We start from the raw sequence: 19,028 nt of genomic DNA, 5'->3' as shown, positions 1-19,028 counted from the left end.
AACTTTACAGCTTACTCAAAACTTGAAGAAAAAACAAAAAATGAATACTAATCGAAATTTAAAAGATTACTCTTGTTTTATAGGGGCTAAAACAAGAAAGTGATAAAAAGTTATTAAAATGATTTTCTATTTTGGTAGTTGTTTACATCTATCTTATATTTGTAGTGGATGAAGTTTTTCATAATAGATTGGTTAATTTGTAGAGTTCTTACCGCCCGGTAAGGACTCTACTTTTTTAGTACCTATAGCACTTACTAAATTTTACTTTTAGGCTTAAAGTTTTGTAAAGCCGACCACAGATTTAAATTTATTTTTTAAGTTATAAAAAAAAATTAAATGTTATTAAAAGTATTTTTATCGCTTTTTATTATCCTGTCGATAAAAACTCACGCATATCAAAACTTTGAACAAATGAACGAGGACACGGTACATTATAGTAATAAAGTGATTCCAAAATTAATAGAAGAGGAGGCTAAAATAGCATTCGACCATTTTCCAGAACTAAATGATGTGGTTATTGAAATTAGATTTAAAGGCCTTAAAAAGTCATTTATGAATGCTCAACCAAGATTTTCAGACTTTTTTAAGTCAAAAAAGAACAGGTCTTATTTTATAAACATTAGTTCAAAATTTATCATTGACAATGAAAAGTTTTCAATAGATGAAATACCTTCAAAAGTAATGATTGGTTGGTTAGGTCATGAATTAGGTCATATTTTGGATTACCAACACAGAAGTTCATTTAATTTAATTGGTTTTGGCATTGGCTACTCTTTATCTAAAAATTATATCAGAAAAGCTGAAAAAAGAGCAGATACTTTTGCTGTTCAGAAAGGAATGGGGAATTACATTATAGCTACCAAAAATTTTATTTTGAACCACACTGAATTACCTGAGCACTACAAGGTAAATATAAAAAAACTCTATTTATCTCCTAATGAAATTTTGATGCTTGTTGATGATGATAATGAAATTCAGCCTTAAAAATTAGCCATGAACAGTTTCATTCTTGCTTAAATCTTTCATTATTTGCGCCTCATAAATCAGTAGTTTGTTCCATTTTTCGTTGACTATATTTTCCTCTCCATATTTTCTGGCTAGTTTTAAGAATAGGGTGTAATGTCCAGCTTCAGAAATCATTAACTTTCTATAGAAACGGGCTAGCTTTTGGTCTTCTAAATTTTCAGAAAGCAACCTAAAACGTTCGCAACTTCTAGCTTCAATTAAGGCAGCATACATTAATCTGTGAGTTAATTGATTGGTTCGGCTTCCCCCTTTAGGGAAAAACTTCATTAGTTCTACAACATATAAATCTTTTCGGTCTCTTCCAAGTTCTATATTTCGCTCTTTAAGTAAATCGTGCACCATTTTAAAATGACTCATTTCTTCTTGCACTAAATCATGCATTTCCTCCACAAGTTCGCTATATTCAGGAAAACTTACAATTAATGAAATAGCCGTAGAAGCAGCCTTTTGTTCACACCACGCATGGTCAATTAAAATTTCTTTAATGTTTTTGTTGGCAATATCTGCCCATCTTGGGTCGGTGGGTAATTTTAATCCTAACATTATATATCTAATTCAAAGGTTTTTCTTAAGTTTTCAATAGCAGGGTTGGTTTCAGCAAGCTTTTGGTATTTTTCTCTTGGGGTAAATGCATACTTTTTTTCTTGCACGTGATTAACTTTAATTTCTAATGAAATTTCAGTATTATCTAATTCTTCTTTAAGGAACTTCATTAAACTAGATTGGTCTTGCAAAACAGAAATTTTCATGGTTTCGTTAGGCAACTCAATACAAATCTCTTTTCCATTAAGCTTGGGTATATCGCTATTATATACTGAAGCTAAAATTTTATTTCCTCTTTTTTCAATTTTGTTTGAATAGGCGATCCAAGCTTTTTGCACATCTTCTTCGGTAAATTCTGAAAAGCGTTCAATTTCTTTGGGTTTATTTTTTTCCTTTGCAGCTATTAATTCTTTTTTCTTTTGAATAGCCTTCAACGAAAATCCTGAAGTTTTTTTAATGCTTTGATTTTCTACTTTCACTTTTTTTTCTTCTGAAGAAATCAATTCTTTTTCATTAGCATCTAAGGCATAATTAGCATTGTTTGAAACTCTTTGTTGGTCATCTGCTTGATTTTCTGTTTCAGTTGAAATTTTTACGCTAAGTTCTTCTTGCTGATGATTATTCGGGTAAAGGTTTTTTTTATTATTTACTAAATCTGAATGAGTTTCAGCAGAATGAATAGCCTCTTTTTTAGATGTTTCAGTTTCATCAATTTGTTTATGTTGAACTTGGTAAGTAACTTCTGAAGCGGGTTTGATGCTTACATCACATTTTTTTTTTTGAGGTAAATTTCCAGAAGAAATTGACGCCATTTTCATTAAACATAATTCAACAAGCAGGCGCTGATTTTGGGAATTTTTATAGTTAAAATCACACTCACTAGCCAAATCAATACAGGTCATTAATTGGTTATAGTCAATTGCTTTTGCTTGTTCTAAATAACGTTGCTTTGTTTGATCCCCCACCTCGAGTAATTCAACTGTAGCCGGGTTTTTACTCACTAATAAATCCCTAAAATGAGAAGCAAGACCCGCTACATAATGTTGGCCATCAAAACCTTTTGATAAAATTTGATTAAAATAGACTAATAAGTTAGGAATATCACCAGCTAAAATATAGTCTGTAGAATCAAAAAAACTATCGTAATCAAGAACATTTAGGTTTTCTGCTACTGCTTTTCTAGTAAGTTGATTTCCGCAATAACTCACTACACGATCGTAAGTAGAGAGGGCGTCACGCATAGCTCCATCTGCTTTTTGTGCAATAATATGAAGGGCGTCATCTTCTGCTGTAATACCTTCTTTTTGTGCGATACTAGCCAAGTGTTCTTTGATGTCAAAAACAGTTATTCGTTTAAAATCAAAAATCTGACAACGGGATAAAATCGTTGGAATAATTTTGTGTTTTTCGGTAGTAGCTAGGATAAAGATGGCGTGTTTTGGAGGTTCTTCTAAGGTTTTTAGAAAGGCATTAAAAGCCGATTGCGAAAGCATGTGTACTTCATCAATGATATAGACTTTATACTTCCCAGTTTGCGGCGGAATTCTCACTTGGTCGGTAAGGTTTCTAATATCATCAACAGAATTATTTGATGCAGCATCTAATTCAAATATGTTGAATGAAAAATCTTGATCATCTGACGAATTGGCATCTTGGTTGATTTTTTTAGCTAAAATTCTGGCACAAGATGTTTTACCAACTCCCCTTGGGCCTGTAAATAATAGGGCTTGGGCTAGGTGGTTGCTATCAATAGCTTTCAGCAAAGTATTGGTGATTGCTTTTTGCCCAACTACATCCTCAAAATTCTCTGGTCTATATTTTCTGGCCGATACTACAAAATGTTCCATGCAACTTAGTTTGACCCACAAATTTACACAATTAAAAGAAATTTAATTTAAAATATAAGATAAATAAATTGATGACTTGATGCAGTAAGCCCAACCTATATTGAAGTAATGTATATTCCTTTTTTGGTCATGATGTCCTGTATTTTTTTTAAAACCTTTAGTAAGCGGCTAGGAAGTAAAAACAGAATTTTTTGCTTTGTACTTAGTAAGTTAAAATTAAGGTCTTTTTTAGCCGAATAAAAGGCTTTGTTTTTAGCTAGTTTTGCACCCAAACCAATAGCGTAACGATTTAAGTTAATGTACTGTTGTAAGTATTCGTTTTCTATGTTTTCATAAGCTTTAAGCAGTTGAAGTCGGATTTTAAAATGCTTGGTTTTTGAAAGATTATTTTCTGAAAAAATATTATACTTAGCTCCTAGTTTTGGGGTAAATACAATGGCATATTTAAGTCCGAGTCGAATAAATAAATCAGTATCTTGACCAGAGGGGATAGATGGATTAAAACCTCCTTCTTCAATAAAAACAGATTTTCTAATCACTGTAGTAATGGTATGTAGTAAAGAGTCTTTTAAGCTAGCTTCAAAAAAGTTGTTGATAACTTGAGTTGGTTTAGTAACTGCAACACTAAATTTTGTGTTTCTATACTGTTTAGGTGCAATTTCTATTTGGTAATTAGTTGCAAATAGTTGTTGTTTAGGGTGATTTTTTATCATGGAATAAATCATTGCTAAGTGTTCAGGATACCATTGGTCATCGGCATCTAAAAAAGCAATAAATGCAGCTTTTGATTTTTTTACCCCTTTGTTTCTTGCAACAGATACGCCATGATTTTTTTGTTGATAGAGGCTAAATCTTGGGTCTTTTATTTGTTTTGCTTTGGTAAAGCTTTCGTCTGTGCTTCCATCATCTATAATAATTACTTCAAAGTTGGTAAAGCTTTGATTAAGAACACTTTTTAAGCAATTTTGGATGAAATTCTCTTTATTGTACAGCGGAATGACAACACTAAAAAAAGGGGGTGATATAGGTTGCTCTGTTTTCACAATTTTTAATTTAAAAGCGCATTTTAGTTGTAAAGGATTTTTTTAAAATGCTACATAATTACGAAATTTTTATACTGAGATTATTCTTCTTGCGTATCAATTATTAAGCGTTCTTCTTTGTTGGCTACTTCCCAAGCAATATGAAAAATTAATTGTGCTCTTTTAGCTAATAAATCATATTCAATTTTATCGGCCGTATCGGTGGGTTGGTGATAATCATCGTGTAATCCAGAAAAGAAAAATATAGACGGAATGCCGTTTTTTGCAAAGTTGTAATGGTCACTTCGGTAGTACAAATTCATAGGTTCGTCTTCTGCATTGTATTTAAAATCGAGGTATAAATCTGAATACTTATCATTTTGAGCTAGAGAAATATCGTGAAATTCTTGACTAATTCTATCGGCACCAATTAAATAAAGATAGTTTTGATTTTCCTTTGTTTCATATTCTTTATCAATTCGTCCAATCATATCTAAATTTAGGTTAGCTACTGTTTGTTCAAGAGGGTACACTGGGTTTTCAGTGTAAAATTTAGAACCAAGTAAGCCAATTTCTTCAGCGGTTACTAACAAAAACAATAGGCTTCTTTTTGGTCCTAAACCTTCCTCTTTAGCTTTTTTAAAAGCTTTAGCTAGTTGCATAACGGCAACTGTTCCAGAGCCATCATCATCGGCACCATTCATAATATTACCTTCATCATCCATGCCTACATGGTCATAATGTGCAGACACCACAATTACTTCTTCGGGTTTTTCAGTTCCTTCAATAAAGGCTAATATGTTTTCTGAATCATTGTATTGGTTGTTGAAGTTTGAAGCGGGGATAGCTTGAAAAAATTCACCATTGTTACCAGCTGGAATAGTATTTTCGGTGAAGAAATCAACAATAAAATCAGCGGCTAATTTTTGTCCTTCTTCGCCTGTCATCCTTCCTTGGTACTTATCTGATGAAATTTCATGAAGCAAATCACTTAAGGCCTCTGGAGAAATCATTTCAGCAACTTCTTCTAAAGGCTCCTTTGTGCTTTGTTGCTCTTCATTGTTTTGCATATTACTTTTACACCCGGTAAAGATGAAAGCGATGGCTATACTTAAAAAAAATATATTTTTCATGATTTCTAATTTTAATTTAAACAAAAATACACTTATTTTAAAAACTCAGAACTTAATTGATTCTAGCTTTTTAATTTTCAACGAAAAACAGAATTAAAACACTTGTTTTTAAAAGTGAATAGGTACTAACAAACTAATTTTTTTTATAGTTATTAAACTAAAGCCTATGAAAAACAAAAACAATTTCAAGCTAATAAGGTTTTCTTGTTGTAAGTAATTAGCGCTTAAGGTATTGATTTAGGTTGTAATACTCGGTAAGTTCAGACCACTGAGAATCGTTCATTTTTTGGTCAACATTTTCTTTTTTCAGTGATATTTTTTGTGTTCCAGGTATGGGAATTGGTGGGGGAGGAGTATGTTCTGATTTTCTTATTTTAATTCCTTCAACTAATTCAATAGCTTTGAACCATAAATCGTCATTTTTAGGTGCTAGTTTCATAAAAAGCGCTTCATTTTGAATGGCTTCAGAAAATATTTTTGGAGGGTACAAAACACCATTTACGCCAATGGTCATTTGATTTTCTGAAGGAGCTTTTTGCTTGTATTTCCAAGAATCATAAGGAAGAGCTTTTCCATTTTCATCAAATTGAATCGTTCTTAGTCGATGTCCTATTATGGAGTTTGGATAGTTTACATGTGTTTCATAAAGTGACTCCAACCAGTTTTTATGATAAATCACATCATCATCACAAGTAATGATAGGAGATTCTTTTTCTTCTAAAAGGGTATGGATTAATTTTTTATGAGCTGTTTTTAATTTTGTTTTTTTTATTTTTAAAATATCACCTTCTAAATCTAACACCTTTTTTGGAATTAGGTTCCAATCATTAACATTAATCCATAAATAAATAGTCTTAGGACATAAACTTTGAGTAAGTACGCTTTTTAAGGTAAGGTCTAAAATATTAAATCTTGAAGGAATGGAAGTTAAAGAAACCACTACATTCGCTTTTTCTCTTTTTCCTGCTTCGCTTTTGGCATCAGAAAGTCTTAACTTAAGACTTTTGTACAATGAACTAGGAAGTTGTTTTAGTTTCATAAGCTTATCAACTATTCTACTTTTAAAAATTTAATTTTATTAGATAGGCTAGCTATTAAAGTGCCTATACTTATTCCAATAGTACAGCCCACAATAATATCACCGGGGTAATGAACGCCTATGTAAATTCTACTATAAGTAACAATAATCGCCCATGGAATCAACCAATAATGAATTTTTGGCAGTTTCTTTTTTACTTGTAAAATAAAAAAAGTAGCTAGGGCAAAAGTTGTTGAGGCATGCGCAGAGTAGAAACCAAAACTTCCACATCTTTTTGCTAAAAATCTACCGTACTTCATAAAATCTTCATTGCATGGCCTTGGTCGTTCAAAAAAGTGTTTAGATAAATTAGCTAATTGATCACTTATTAAAATCACAAAGAAAATGGACAGACAAAAAACACCTACTTTTTTAAGATTGTAATTTTTATAAATAAGTAGTAATAAGACCAAAAAAACAGGAATAGAAGTCCATTTTTCAGTCATAATTATCCAGAACCAATCCCACTTTCTACTACCTAATTGATTGAGATAAAGGAATAAATTTGAATCTATTTCATTAATCCATTCAAGCATCTTTTAGTTTTATTTGTTGTTTTTTTGCATAGATTATTAATTCTACTATGCTGATAAAAATAATGGCATAACCCAGCAGTTCAATACTTTCTTCTGAAGCATCTTTTATACTTCTGTATTGCTCTGCAGGAGCATCTATTTTTTCAAATAAATTAATCCAATTATCTTTTTTTCCATAGAGTCTCGAAAAAACGTGAAGTACTGTCAATCCACTAATAAACACCCCGAAACTTAAGTGTTCTTTTATTTGATAAACTTGATTTAAAAAATTATTCCAATTTTTAATAAGTACATAAACAGCAATAGCAACAAAACTATAGGCAAAAATTTTCCATGCGTGCTCCATTAAATATTCGTCAAAAAAAGCATCGTTTTCTCTTATAAAATGAGTAGCTAAAAATAAGCCTAAAATACTAGTATAAATCTTAAATATGCTGAATTTATAAGAACTAAAAAAAAGCAAAACTATTGACAAACCTAAGAAAACTAGTTGAAAGCTTTCTACATAACCATCTTCATTAAATTCTCCGTCAATAAAATCAAACTTTATAATTTGTGTAATTGTTAGCATAACTGCTACATAGAGTGGAAGTCTAAGGTAAATGGAAGTTAAATCGCTAAGTTTTTTATTCATTCTCAAACGGTTTTAATGGGAAAAAATGTTTTTATTACTTTCCAAAAAAAAATTATGCATTGTAATTTAAGCAAAAGAACACATTATTTTTGAAAATGACAACTTATACTAATTTTTAAAATTCATCAGGTTTTAAAATCTTTGTAAAATTAAAACAAATCAAGCTTAATTTAAGTCAAAGTCTTTTTTTTATACTTCAGACTTTTTACAACGAGACTTATAAATTGAACGAAGAATTAGACTCAATTTTCTTAATTTAGGTCAGGTATCAGACAGCGCATTTATCTTTTTACTCGTCAAAACCTAAATTTCACTAAAAATAAGTAAAGCCTTATTGTTTTTTAGTGTTCAGTTTTTTTAGCGACTTCAACTAATTGAACGAGTTATTTATTTATTGTATTTTTGCAAAAAAATAAATTAAGTGGCAAAAATAGGAGATATTGATGTAGGAGATTTTCCATTGTTATTAGCCCCAATGGAAGATGTTAGTGACCCACCTTTTAGAGCTTTGTGCAAGGAACAAGGGGCAGATGTTGTTTATACAGAATTTATTTCTTCTGAAGGTTTGATAAGAGACGCCGCTAAAAGTGTGATTAAACTAGATATCTACGAAAAAGAACGACCTGTTGGTATTCAGATTTTTGGAGCTAACTTAGATTCAATGCTGAAGTCTGTTGAAATTGTTGAAGCTACAAAACCAGATATCATCGATATTAACTTTGGATGTCCTGTAAAAAAAGTTGTATCTAAAGGAGCAGGAGCAGGTATTTTAAAAGACATCGATAAAATGGTTTCACTTACTGAAGCCATGGTGAAACATACTAATTTACCTATTACCGTTAAAACACGTTTGGGATGGGACCATGACCACATTAAAATAATTGAAGTAGCTGAACGTCTTCAGGATGTAGGTTGTAAAGCTATTTCTATTCACGGAAGAACACGGGCTCAAATGTATAAAGGAGAAGCTGATTGGCAACCAATTGCAGCCGTAAAAAACAATCCTAGAATGCATATTCCTGTCTTTGGAAATGGCGATGTTAATACGCCTGAAAAAGCCATGTTGATGAGAGATGAGTATGGCTTAGATGGAGCTATGATTGGAAGAGCAAGTATTGGTTATCCGTGGTTTTTTAAAGAAGTAAAACATTTTTTTGAAACTGGACAACACTTACCTCCTCCAAGTATTCAAGAACGTGTTTATGTAGCAAAAAGACACTTACAAATGGCTATTGATTGGAAAGGAGAGAAATTAGGAGTTTTTGAAACGAGAAGACATTATACCAATTATTTTAAAGGAATTCCTGGAATTAAACCCTATCGCATGAAAATGGTAACCGAAGATCAGGCTGTTGATGTTTTTAAAGCGCTAGATGAAGTTGAGAAAAAATTTGCAGATTATGATTTTATTACTGCATAAACTTCTAATAAATACTTACTTTTGCAATCATTAATCATATATTGTTTAATTTAAGGTCTTGTTAAGTTAGACAAAATCTTAGTCTTTTCTTAAAATTAATACATGACTTTAAAAATTTTTGTTATTTTACATTTAGATTGAATTCGTAATCTTTAATAAACTAATTTCATGAAAGGACCTTTATTTTATTCTAAAATCTTATTGTTTGGTGAATACGGTATTATAAAAGATTCTAAAGGCTTATCAATTCCTTACAATTTTTATAATGGAGCTTTAAAAATTGATGATGAGCCAAGTCAAGAAAATATCAAATCAAATTCTGAGTTGAATCGTTTTGTAACTCATTTAGACCAACTTCAAGAAGAACAACCTGAATTGGTTAGGTTTGATTTAGAGGCTTTGAAAACCGATGTTGCTAAAGGTATGTATTTTGATAGTTCTATTCCTCAAGGCTATGGAGTAGGGAGTAGTGGGGCTTTAGTTGCCGCTATCTATGACAAATATGCTTTTAACAAAATAACTGTACTAGAAAACTTAGAAAAGTCTAAACTGACTAAGCTTAAGCATATTTTTGCTGCTATGGAGTCTTTTTTTCATGGTAAATCTTCAGGTCTAGATCCGCTAAACTCTTACTTAAGTTTACCAATTTTAATTAATTCTAAGGAAAATATTGAACCAGCAGGTATTCCTTCGCAAACAGCCGATGGAAAAGGAGCGGTGTTTTTATTGGATAGCGGTATTATTGGAGAAACTGCACCAATGGTAAATATTTTTATGGAAAACATGAAACAAGAAGCTTTTAGGAAAGTTATCAAAGATTCTTTTATCAAGAAAACAGATGCTTGTATTGATGATTTTCTGAAAGGCGACCTTAAATCACTTCTTAGCAATGTGAAACAATTATCAAATATCGTTTTAGACAATTTTAAACCAATGATTCCAAAACCCTTTCACCAACTTTGGAAAAAGGGAATCGAAACCAATGCCTACTACTTAAAGCTTTGTGGATCAGGTGGTGGTGGTTACATACTTGGATTCACAGAAGACTACGCCAAAGCTAAAGAGTTATTAAAAAATCATAAATTAGAAGTAGTTTATACTTTTTAAACTTTTATCAATGCCCAAAAAATCATCAAAGCTTTTACTGAAATTAGCTGGTCTTTTTTCAGTAGTTAGAGGCTATAATATTTTGATGATTATTCTTGCTCAATACCTGGCTTCAATTTTTATTATTGCACCTAATTATCTAAGTACAGAAGAAATCCTGTTAGACGTTAATTTATTTTTGTTAATCTTGTCTAGTTCGTTGGTAATTGCTTCCGGGTACATTATTAATAATTTCTACGATTCAGAAAAAGACTTAATTAATCGTCCGCTTAAAACACATATCGATAATTTGGTTAGTTCTCAAACTAAACTCTCTTTCTACTTTATTCTTAATCTTTTGGCTGTAATTATAGCTAGTTATGTTTCATTTAATTCGGTAATCTTTTTCTCAATCTATATCTTTACTATTTGGTTGTATTCACATCGTTTAAAAAAATATGCTTTTATAGGAAATTTTGCTGCTGCACTCCTGGCCGTAACTCCTTTTTTCGTTATTTTTATATATTACATTAATTTTGACTTGGTTATTTTTGTGCATGCCCTCTTCTTATTTACTATAATCAGTATGCGTGAATTGGTTAAAGATTTAGAAAATTTACGTGGCGATTTTGCACAAAATTATCAAACTATCCCTGTAAAATACGGGGCTAAACTCTCAAAAAAGCTGCTAACCTTCTCTAGCGTATTAAGTTTAATACCTGTTTATATTTTACTTAATTTTTTTGAAGTTGGTTACATGAAATACTATTTTATTTTAAGTTTGTTGCTCTTACTCCTATTTACAATTAGTGTTTGGTATGCTAAAAAGAAAATCCATTATTTGCTGTTGCACAACCTTTTAAAATTTATAATAGTTTTTGGCGTATTTTGCATTTTGTTGATCGATTTAGACGTTTTTATAAAGCGAATTTTGTAATTAACTTCATGCTTACTTGTAGGATAATTACTTTAGCTTTTTGTAATTTTGAATTCATTAAATTAGAATAGATATACATATATGAAAGTACATTTTATAGCCATTGGCGGAAGTGCAATGCATAACTTAGCTTTAGCTTTACTTGAAAAGGGATATGAAGTAACAGGAAGCGATGATGAAATTTTTGAACCTTCTAAGTCAAGGTTAGGGCAAAAAGGTTTGTTGCCTCATGAATTTGGTTGGTTTCCAGAAAAAATCACCACCCAAATAGATGCTATAATTTTAGGAATGCATGCTAAGAAAGACAACCCTGAACTACTTAAAGCTCAAGAATTAGGATTGAAAATTTATTCTTATCCAGAATTTATTTTTGAGCAATCAAAATATAAAACTAGAGTTGTTATTGGCGGTTCTCACGGTAAAACAAGCATTACCTCAATGATACTTCATGTGTTGAATTACCATAATAAAGAAGTAGATTTTATGGTTGGTGCTCAATTAGAAGGCTTTGATAATATGGTGCATCTTACTAAAGAAAACGATTTTATTTTATTAGAGGGAGATGAATATTTATCATCTCCTATCGATTTAAAACCAAAATTCCACTGGTACCAAGCCAATATAGCTTTAATTAGCGGAATTGCTTGGGACCATATCAATGTCTTTCCAACTTTTGAAAATTATGTGAAACAATTTGAACTTTTTGTAGATGGAATGACTAGAGGCAGTACCTTGGTTTATAATGAAGACGATGTTGAGGTTAAGGAAATTGCCGAAAAAGCTACTAACCCAACACGCAAACATCCTTATTCTATACCTGCCCATTTTATTGAAGATGGAGAAACTTTTTTAGAAACTCCTGAAGGACCCATGCCAATTGAAATTTTTGGTAAGCATAATTTACAAAACTTAGCTGGTGCAAAATGGATTTGCCAACACATGGGCGTAGATGAAGATGACTTTTATGAAGCTATTGCCAGTTTTAAAGGCGCCTCTAAACGACTTGAGTTTTTGTATGAGTCAGATCGAGTGAAAGTTTTTAAAGATTATGCTCACAGTCCATCAAAGGTCAATGCAACTACCCAAGCCGTAAAAAAACAATTTGAAGATAAAAATTTAATCGCTTGCTTAGAATTGCACACGTATTCTAGTTTAAATAAAGATTTCCTAAAGCAGTATAAGGGAAGTCTTACTTATGCCGATGAAGTAGTAGTTTATTATTCTTCTAAAGCTTTAGAAATTAAAAAAATGCCACCTATTTCTAAAGAACAAATAGAAGCCGCTTTTAATTTAAGTGGAATTACTGTTTTTACACAAGCAGAAGATTTTCAAAATTATCTTAAGATAAAACATTACCAAAACGATATTTTACTATTGATGAGTAGTGGTAATTATGGAGGACTAGATTTTGAACAACTAAAGTCCTGGATTGCTTAGTAAAAGAGCAAGCTTAAACCGTATTATTTCTAAACAGATTTTTAAAATTCATCAATTTTTAAGCAGCAACAACTATGGATTCATTAACTCAAATTGTACTTGGTGCTTCAGTAGGGGAGGTGGTCTTGGGTAGAAAAATTGGTAATCGAGCACCACTTTACGGAGCTATTGCTGGAACTATTCCTGACTTAGACGTAATAACAGGTTATTTTTTAGATACGGTAACTGCTATAGAGGTACATCGTGGTTTTTCTCATTCCATAGTTTTTAGCGTTTTAGCTGCTCCATTATTTGGCTATTTACTTTCTTTTTTTGAATCTAAAGCAAGCTGGAAAGAATTGAGTTGGTTGATGTTTTGGGGGCTTTTTACTCACCCGTTATTAGATGCGTTTACTACCTGGGGAACTCAATTATTTTGGCCACTAGATATTCAGTTAGCCTTTAAAAGTATATTTGTCATAGATCCTATATACACGCTTCCATTTTTGTTTTGTTTGATTGTGGCTATGCGAAAACCAAAAGCTTCATTACAAAGGAGAAAATGGAATTACTGGGGAATTGGATTGAGCTCTACTTACTTATTAATAGGCATAGTTTTGAAATTTTTCTCTTACCAGGCTTTTCAGAATGCCTTAGAGGAACAAAATATGAGTTATATTGAATTACAAAATAGACCCGCGCCACTTACTACTTTACTTTGGTCGGCTAATGTAAAAACAGAAGAAGGATTTTATATAGGCGATTATTCTTTTTTTGATACTAAAGAAATAGATTTTAAGTTCTATCCGATGAACAATCATCTAGCTGAAGATATTGTTCAAGAATCAGATGTACAACGACTTAAGTCAATTAGCGAAGGTTGGTACACTTTTACTTTAAATGATGCTAATGAGTTATTTTTTAATGACCTTAGGTTTGGTTTATTAAGTTTTGAACCTGAGGAAAATCGATTTGTATTCAGCTATCGACTTTATCATGACGAAAATAACTTTCAAGTGGAAGAATTCAGGAAAACTCCTGAGGATGGAAAAGCCTTAATGATACAATTGTGGGAAAGAATTAAAGGAAAATAATTCTGTAACCAACACCTTCTATTTTTTGTAGTAATTGTGTGAGATTTTAAATTCAGTTAATAAATCTAATAATTGTGTTATTCGTTCTTGCTCCTTGTATTTAAGCACCTTAATAGCTTTTAAAAAATGACTTTTGGTTTTATTTTGAGACATTTTAAATTGTGCTTTCCCTTTTTTGTAATGCTTCTCCATCACTTTACTAATTTTACCCCAATCTAAAAGAGCATCTATTTGGGTAATTTTTTTAATCTTTCTTGTTCGTAAATCACAAATACAATCGGCAAGGGTTGGGTTTTTATGTGCTTTCATATTTTTTTCCTTGCAACGGTCTTAAATGGTATAATCCCGCTCTAATAAAAAATATAATTTAAATTCGAACAGCACTAGGGACAAGCGAAGTATAATCGCCATTATTTCTAATTACATCCCTTACAATAGAAGAGGAAATATAGCTTTTGCCAGAAGAGGTAAGCAAAAATACCGTTTCAATTTTTTCTAACTTACGATTGGTGTGAGCAATGGCTTTTTCAAACTCAAAATCGGCTGGATTTCTCAAGCCTCTTAAAATAAAATTAGCCTTCATTTTTTTACAATAATCAACTGTTAAGCCTTGATATGTGGATACTTTTATTTTTTTTTCGTCTTTAAAAGTTTCCTGTAAAAAAGCTTTTCGTTGCTCTAAACTAAACATGTATTTTTTTTCAGCATTAACTCCAACAGCCAAAATAATTTCATCAAAAAGCGTAAGTCCACGTAGGATAATATCAAGGTGACCATTTGTAATTGGATCAAAAGATCCTGGGAAAACTGCTTTTTTCATAGGAATTCTATTTCTTCAAAGGTATGAAAATTTAAACTTCTTTATTTTTTAAAACACGCATTAATTGCTTCGGTAAACAAATCTTGGAGCTGGATTCCTGCGGCTTCTGCTTGTTGAGGCAATAAACTAGCTTCAGTTAGCCCTGGACAGGTATTGACTTCTAAAAAGTGAGGTTGGTTATCGTGAAAAATAAATTCAGCGCGGGTAAATCCTTTTAGATTTAGCACGTTAAAAACTTTTATAGCTTCTTGTTGAACTTCATTAGTTTGTTGTTCAGTAAGTTGTGCAGGCGTAATTTCTTTCGATTTTCCTAAGTATTTAGCATCGTAATCAAAGAATTCATTTTCAGAAATAATTTCAGTAACTGGTAAAGCGGTAGTTTCGCCGTTATAATTAATGACCCCTACTGAAACCTCTCTTCCGTCAAGAAAAGATTCAATAATCACCTGATCATCTTCCTTAAATGAGTGGTTGATAGCTTCTTCTAAGTCTTCGGTCTTTTTAACTTTTGAAATTCCAAAGCTACTTCCAGCTCTATTGGCTTTTACAAAGCAGGGTAAGCCAAGCTTTTGCACTATTTCTTCGGGCTTAATTTCATCTCCTTGATTCACAAAGTAGTTTTTAGCCGTTTTAATTCCGTAGGCTTGAAGTACAGAAATGCAATCACGTTTATTGAAGGTGAGGGCAGCTTCATAAAAATTACAAGCTGTTTGCGGAATTTCCATTACGTTTAGATAAGCTTGTAGCAGGCCATCTTCACCGGGAGTTCCATGTATTGTATTAAAAACAGCATCAAATTGAATGAGTTGGCCATCTACTTTAGCCGTAAAATTAGATTTATCTATCAGATGCTTATTATTATTGTCATCCACTAACCACCAATTTTCTTTGGTAATATGAATCTGATAAGGCACAAATTGGTTAGTGTCTATATTTTTGTAAACGGTCTCACCACTTTTAATTGAAATATCAAATTCGGTGGAGTAGCCTCCCATGGCAATGGCAATGTTCTTCTTCATTATTGAAAATCCTCTTTTTTATGTTTCCAGCGCTTGTGAATCCAAAAGTAAAATTCGGGTGCTTTTCTTATTTGCGCTTCAACTAATTCAAAATATTGATCAGTGATTTTAAAATTTTCTATGGATTTTGGTTTTTCTGCTAATTGAATTAATTCAGCTTGGTAAACACCGCGTTTTACTTTGTTTATTTGGAAATAATACACACTAAAATCTAGTCTTTTGGCCATAATTTCAGACCCCACAAACATGGGGGTTTCTTGTCCCATAAAATTTCCCCAATAAGTAATTTTAGCGGCTTTTGGAGATTGGTCTGCTACCATTCCATAATAGCCTCCTATGTGATTTACTTTATTTCTAAGCATTGTTTTGGTAGCTTCGTTTTTGTCAATGATATCAGTATTAAAGCGAGTTCTTATTTTTTTCACCATATTATCAAAATATGGATTCTTTATTTTCTTGTAAATACCAAAGGCTTTTAAATCGGCATCGTAGGTTTTAATTGCAGTAATCCACTCGTAACTTGCGTAATGAGCGCACATGATGATAGCGCTTTTACCGCTGTGATCAATTTCCTTGATAGCTTCTGGATTAGTAATGATAAAGCGTTTTTTTAAATCTTCTGGTTTAAGATCAAGAGTTTTGATCATTTCAAGGAAGATGTCACAGAGATGATGATAAAATTTAACTTCAATTGATTTTAATTCTGCTATAGATTTTTCTGGGAAGCATAATTTTAAATTACTTCTTACTACTTTTCTTCGGAAGCCAAAAATATGATATATCAACACAAAGACAGCATCAGAAAATACATAAATAGCTCTAAAAGGCAGCTTAGAAATAAGCCATAATATAGGATATACGAGATAAAAAATCAGTGCATTCAATCGATGTAATTTTTTTCAAAAGTAAGTAAAATTAATCGGTTTTTATCAAGCAAAAGGACAGGAGGTTTTTCTGCTGTATTTTTTAATGCTTTTTGCCTTAATTTATCTTAACTACCAATGCATGTCTTTCTCTCTAGAACGTCGAAGCAGTGAGGTCTTTCAGAATAAAAGTTGAAGTGTAAGCTGGACAATTGTATTTAAGTGGGGTTTTGGCTTGTAAATACTTGCTTTTTATAGTCGTAATAAGATGAGGATGTTTTTTGAATGTATATTTCGAATTAAAAGCCTAAATTTGAAAACAAAATTTTATTTATGCTTGGTATTGATTTATTAACTTTAATTATCATAGCAGCAAATGTGCTATTTTCTTATAAAGGTTTCCAAGATTACGGATTTTTCCATAAATATAAGTTTAATATAGAGGCTATTAATCGAGGAAACAAAATAGCCTTTATTTCTTCTGGCTTTCTTCATATAGACACTACCCACTTATTAGTTAATATGCTAACGCTTTATTTTTTTGGTGGTATTGTAAGTCAGGCATTAGGTCCTTTTGGCTTTCTGTTAGTTTATTTTGCAAGTTTATTATTGGGGAATTTTTTGTCCTATCAATTTCATAAAGACGAACCTCAATACCAGGCTGTTGGGGCTAGTGGAGCGGTAATGGGAATTTTGTATTCAGCTATTTTGCTTCAACCCGACATGATGTTAGGTTTGTTTTTTATTATTCCAATTCCAGCCTATGTATTTGGAATAGGTTATTTATTGTATTCCATTTGGGGCATGAAATCCAGAACCGATAATATTGGCCATGATGCCCATTTTGGGGGAGCAATGGGAGGCTACTTTTTTACTATTTTGCTACAACCTAGTATTATTGAACAAAGTTTGTATATGGTTATTTTATTGGCCATACCCATTGTGTTATTGTTTATTTTACAGAAGCGGGGAGTGATATAAACCTCAATTTCCTTTAACTTTTTTATAAGCTCGATTGCTTTTCTTTTTCTTATTTTTCGCATAAACAATACTACACATGTTTCAATTAAACAACCCTTACAACCAAAAAGAAATAGCTACATTTAAAGCTCATACCGAAGCTAAACTCACTATTTTTTTAAAGGAAGCTGAAACGGCAGTTCATCTGCACAAGCAACTAACAGATGATGAAAAGCGAAAAATTCTGTTAGAAATAGCTAACCAACTTGAAAACAATAAGCAGTATTTAGCGCACAGCATTACCCAAGAAATAGGAAAACCTATTTCTCAGTCTATTGCTGAAGTAGAAAAATGTGCTTGGTTATGCAAACATTATGCAGCTATTGATTACGCTATTCTACATCCACAACACCTAACAACAGACGCTAACGAGTCTTATAAAACTCTTGAACCTTTAGGGGTTTTGTTAGGAATTATGCCATGGAATTACCCACTATGGCAAGTTTTTCGATTTTTAATTCCGGCTATTGTTGTTGGCAATGCGGTGCTTTTAAAACACGCGCCTAATACCTTTTTATCAGCTCAAAACATTGAAAATTTACTCCAAAAAACCAGTTTAACCAAAGGGTTTTTTAAGTCACTTTTCATTGATATAAAAGCTACAGCCCAACTCATCAGGCATCCTTCTATTAAAGCTGTAACTTTAACAGGAAGCACAAAAGCAGGGGCTGAGGTTGCTAAAATTGCTGGAGCTGAAATTAAAAAAACAGTCCTTGAACTCGGCGGAAATAACGCCCTATTGGTAATGAAAGATGCACCTATTGCTAAAACCGTAGATACTTGCGTTCAAGCTAGGTTTCAAAATACTGGACAAAGTTGTATTGCAGGGAAACGACTTTATGTGCATGAAGCAATTTACAAGGAATTTGTAACTGAATTAAAAGCAAAAGTAAAGCAATTAAAAGTAGGAAACCCTGAAGAGGATGCTACTTATATTGGAGTTTTAGCCAGAAAAGATTTAGCCAAAAACTTGAATAAACAATTAGAAAAATCAATTGAAATGGGCGCTCAACTACTATTAGGCGGTAGTTCTAAGGGTACTTATTTTGAGCCTACTTTAGTTGAAAATTGCCACATGGAAATGCCAGTTTTTAAAGAGGAAACTTTTGGTCCATTGCTAGGAATCGCAAAATTTAAGGAAATAGAAGAAGCTATTGATGAGGTGAATAAATCTGAATACGGACTAGGTGTTTCTATTTTTACAGAAAATGTTCAAGCGCTAAAAAAGTATATTCCAAAGTTTAATGAAGGTGCTGTTTTTGTAAATGAATTAGTAAAAAGCGACCCAAGGCTTCCTTTTGGAGGAGTTAAAAAATCTGGCTACGGAAGAGAACTTTCAACAGAAGCATTAGTAGAATTTGCCAACATAAAAACTGTATATATCAACACCAATAAATAGAGATAAACTAACTCAAATTCAACAGAAGCTAATTTGTTACCCGTTGTTTTAGTTTTGTTTGTCTTGAGTTTTTTTCAGTTCTTGGATTTTGATTGTTATTAGTTTATTAAACCTATTTCTTCCTTTAGTTTACTT

The 19,028-nt window shown here is 31.8% G+C and carries 19 protein-coding genes; 8 read left to right on the top strand and 11 right to left on the bottom strand.

Annotation, left to right across the window (positions count from 1 at the left end; genetic code table 11):
- The first annotated feature begins 336 nt into the window (after window positions 1-336).
- Window positions 337-984 (top strand): hypothetical protein, encoded by a 648-nt coding sequence (locus G7034_RS03415; protein ID WP_246166731.1) that lies wholly within the window; start codon window positions 337-339, stop codon window positions 982-984.
- 3 nt (window positions 985-987) lie between these two features.
- Here G7034_RS03415 and miaE read toward each other — a convergent pair whose 3' ends face one another.
- From miaE to G7034_RS03380, 7 genes are all read right to left on the bottom strand, one after another.
- Window positions 988-1,569, bottom strand: coding sequence for a tRNA-(ms[2]io[6]A)-hydroxylase (gene miaE / locus G7034_RS03410; protein WP_166399561.1), 582 nt, complete (start codon window positions 1,567-1,569; stop codon window positions 988-990).
- Window positions 1,569-3,416 (bottom strand): DNA polymerase III subunit gamma/tau, encoded by a 1,848-nt coding sequence (locus tag G7034_RS03405; protein WP_166399560.1) that lies wholly within the window; start codon window positions 3,414-3,416, stop codon window positions 1,569-1,571. The genes miaE and G7034_RS03405 overlap by 1 nt, the downstream gene beginning before the upstream one ends.
- A gap of 95 nt (window positions 3,417-3,511) precedes the next feature.
- Window positions 3,512-4,459, bottom strand: coding sequence for a glycosyltransferase family 2 protein (locus G7034_RS03400; RefSeq protein WP_166399559.1), 948 nt, complete (start codon window positions 4,457-4,459; stop codon window positions 3,512-3,514).
- A gap of 80 nt (window positions 4,460-4,539) precedes the next feature.
- Window positions 4,540-5,571, bottom strand: a complete 1,032-nt coding sequence (locus G7034_RS03395) for a M28 family metallopeptidase (protein ID WP_166399558.1) — start codon at window positions 5,569-5,571, stop codon at window positions 4,540-4,542.
- Between the two features lie 217 nt (window positions 5,572-5,788).
- Window positions 5,789-6,610 carry a hypothetical protein gene (locus G7034_RS03390; RefSeq protein ID WP_166399557.1) on the bottom strand — a complete coding sequence of 274 codons (822 nt, stop codon included), beginning with the start codon at window positions 6,608-6,610 and terminating at the stop codon, window positions 5,789-5,791.
- Window positions 6,611-6,621: 11 nt separating this feature from the next.
- Entirely contained in the window at window positions 6,622-7,185 is a 564-nt protein-coding gene (locus G7034_RS03385; protein WP_166399556.1) for a phosphatase PAP2 family protein, read from the bottom strand.
- On the bottom strand, window positions 7,178-7,819 hold the full coding sequence (locus G7034_RS03380; RefSeq protein ID WP_166399555.1) for a hypothetical protein: 642 nt from the start codon (window positions 7,817-7,819) through the stop codon (window positions 7,178-7,180). Before G7034_RS03380 ends, G7034_RS03385 begins: the two co-directional genes overlap by 8 nt.
- A gap of 421 nt (window positions 7,820-8,240) precedes the next feature.
- On the opposite strand from G7034_RS03380, the gene dusB reads away from it, so the two are divergent.
- The 5 genes from dusB to G7034_RS03355 all read left to right on the top strand — a co-directional run bounded on the left by dusB (window position 8,241) and on the right by G7034_RS03355 (window position 13,772).
- Window positions 8,241-9,239: a tRNA dihydrouridine synthase DusB gene (dusB, locus tag G7034_RS03375; protein WP_166399554.1), complete on the top strand. Its 999-nt coding sequence runs from the start codon at window positions 8,241-8,243 to the stop codon at window positions 9,237-9,239.
- Window positions 9,240-9,407: 168 nt separating this feature from the next.
- Entirely contained in the window at window positions 9,408-10,346 is a 939-nt protein-coding gene (locus tag G7034_RS03370; RefSeq protein ID WP_166399553.1) for a mevalonate kinase family protein, read from the top strand.
- A 10-nt stretch (window positions 10,347-10,356) separates the two neighbouring features.
- The gene (locus G7034_RS03365; RefSeq protein ID WP_166399552.1) at window positions 10,357-11,262 is read left to right on the top strand and encodes a geranylgeranylglycerol-phosphate geranylgeranyltransferase; all 906 of its coding nucleotides are present in this window, start codon (window positions 10,357-10,359) and stop codon (window positions 11,260-11,262) included.
- 81 nt (window positions 11,263-11,343) lie between these two features.
- Entirely contained in the window at window positions 11,344-12,699 is a 1,356-nt protein-coding gene (locus G7034_RS03360) for a UDP-N-acetylmuramate--L-alanine ligase (protein WP_166399551.1), read from the top strand.
- A 74-nt stretch (window positions 12,700-12,773) separates the two neighbouring features.
- Window positions 12,774-13,772, top strand: a complete 999-nt coding sequence (locus tag G7034_RS03355) for a metal-dependent hydrolase (protein WP_166399550.1) — start codon at window positions 12,774-12,776, stop codon at window positions 13,770-13,772.
- A gap of 18 nt (window positions 13,773-13,790) precedes the next feature.
- Here G7034_RS03355 and G7034_RS03350 read toward each other — a convergent pair whose 3' ends face one another.
- The 4 genes from G7034_RS03350 to G7034_RS03335 are packed head-to-tail and all read right to left on the bottom strand — an operon-like array spanning window position 13,791 to window position 16,495.
- Complete coding sequence (locus G7034_RS03350; RefSeq protein WP_166399549.1) at window positions 13,791-14,081, bottom strand: hypothetical protein; 291 nt, start codon at window positions 14,079-14,081, stop codon at window positions 13,791-13,793.
- A gap of 58 nt (window positions 14,082-14,139) precedes the next feature.
- A complete protein-coding gene (coaD, locus tag G7034_RS03345) occupies window positions 14,140-14,592 on the bottom strand; it encodes a pantetheine-phosphate adenylyltransferase (protein ID WP_166399548.1) in 453 nt (150 codons plus the stop codon).
- 41 nt (window positions 14,593-14,633) lie between these two features.
- Window positions 14,634-15,611, bottom strand: coding sequence for a D-alanine--D-alanine ligase (locus tag G7034_RS03340; protein WP_166399547.1), 978 nt, complete (start codon window positions 15,609-15,611; stop codon window positions 14,634-14,636).
- A complete protein-coding gene (locus G7034_RS03335) occupies window positions 15,611-16,495 on the bottom strand; it encodes a lysophospholipid acyltransferase family protein (protein WP_166399546.1) in 885 nt (294 codons plus the stop codon). Before G7034_RS03335 ends, G7034_RS03340 begins: the two co-directional genes overlap by 1 nt.
- A gap of 312 nt (window positions 16,496-16,807) precedes the next feature.
- Between G7034_RS03335 and G7034_RS03330 the strand changes: the two genes are divergently transcribed.
- Together G7034_RS03330 and G7034_RS03325 are read left to right on the top strand one after the other, a co-directional pair.
- The gene (locus G7034_RS03330; protein ID WP_166399545.1) at window positions 16,808-17,455 is read left to right on the top strand and encodes a rhomboid family intramembrane serine protease; all 648 of its coding nucleotides are present in this window, start codon (window positions 16,808-16,810) and stop codon (window positions 17,453-17,455) included.
- A 76-nt stretch (window positions 17,456-17,531) separates the two neighbouring features.
- Window positions 17,532-18,893, top strand: a complete 1,362-nt coding sequence (locus G7034_RS03325) for an aldehyde dehydrogenase family protein (protein ID WP_166399544.1) — start codon at window positions 17,532-17,534, stop codon at window positions 18,891-18,893.
- Window positions 18,894-19,028: the final 135 nt, after the last annotated feature.

This window comes from Psychroflexus maritimus, from assembly GCF_011089875.1.
Taxonomy (GTDB): Bacteria; Bacteroidota; Bacteroidia; order Flavobacteriales; family Flavobacteriaceae; genus Psychroflexus; species Psychroflexus maritimus.
The sequence above is the reverse complement of the archived record's forward strand: the minus strand, read 5'-3'. Positions and strand labels throughout refer to the sequence as shown.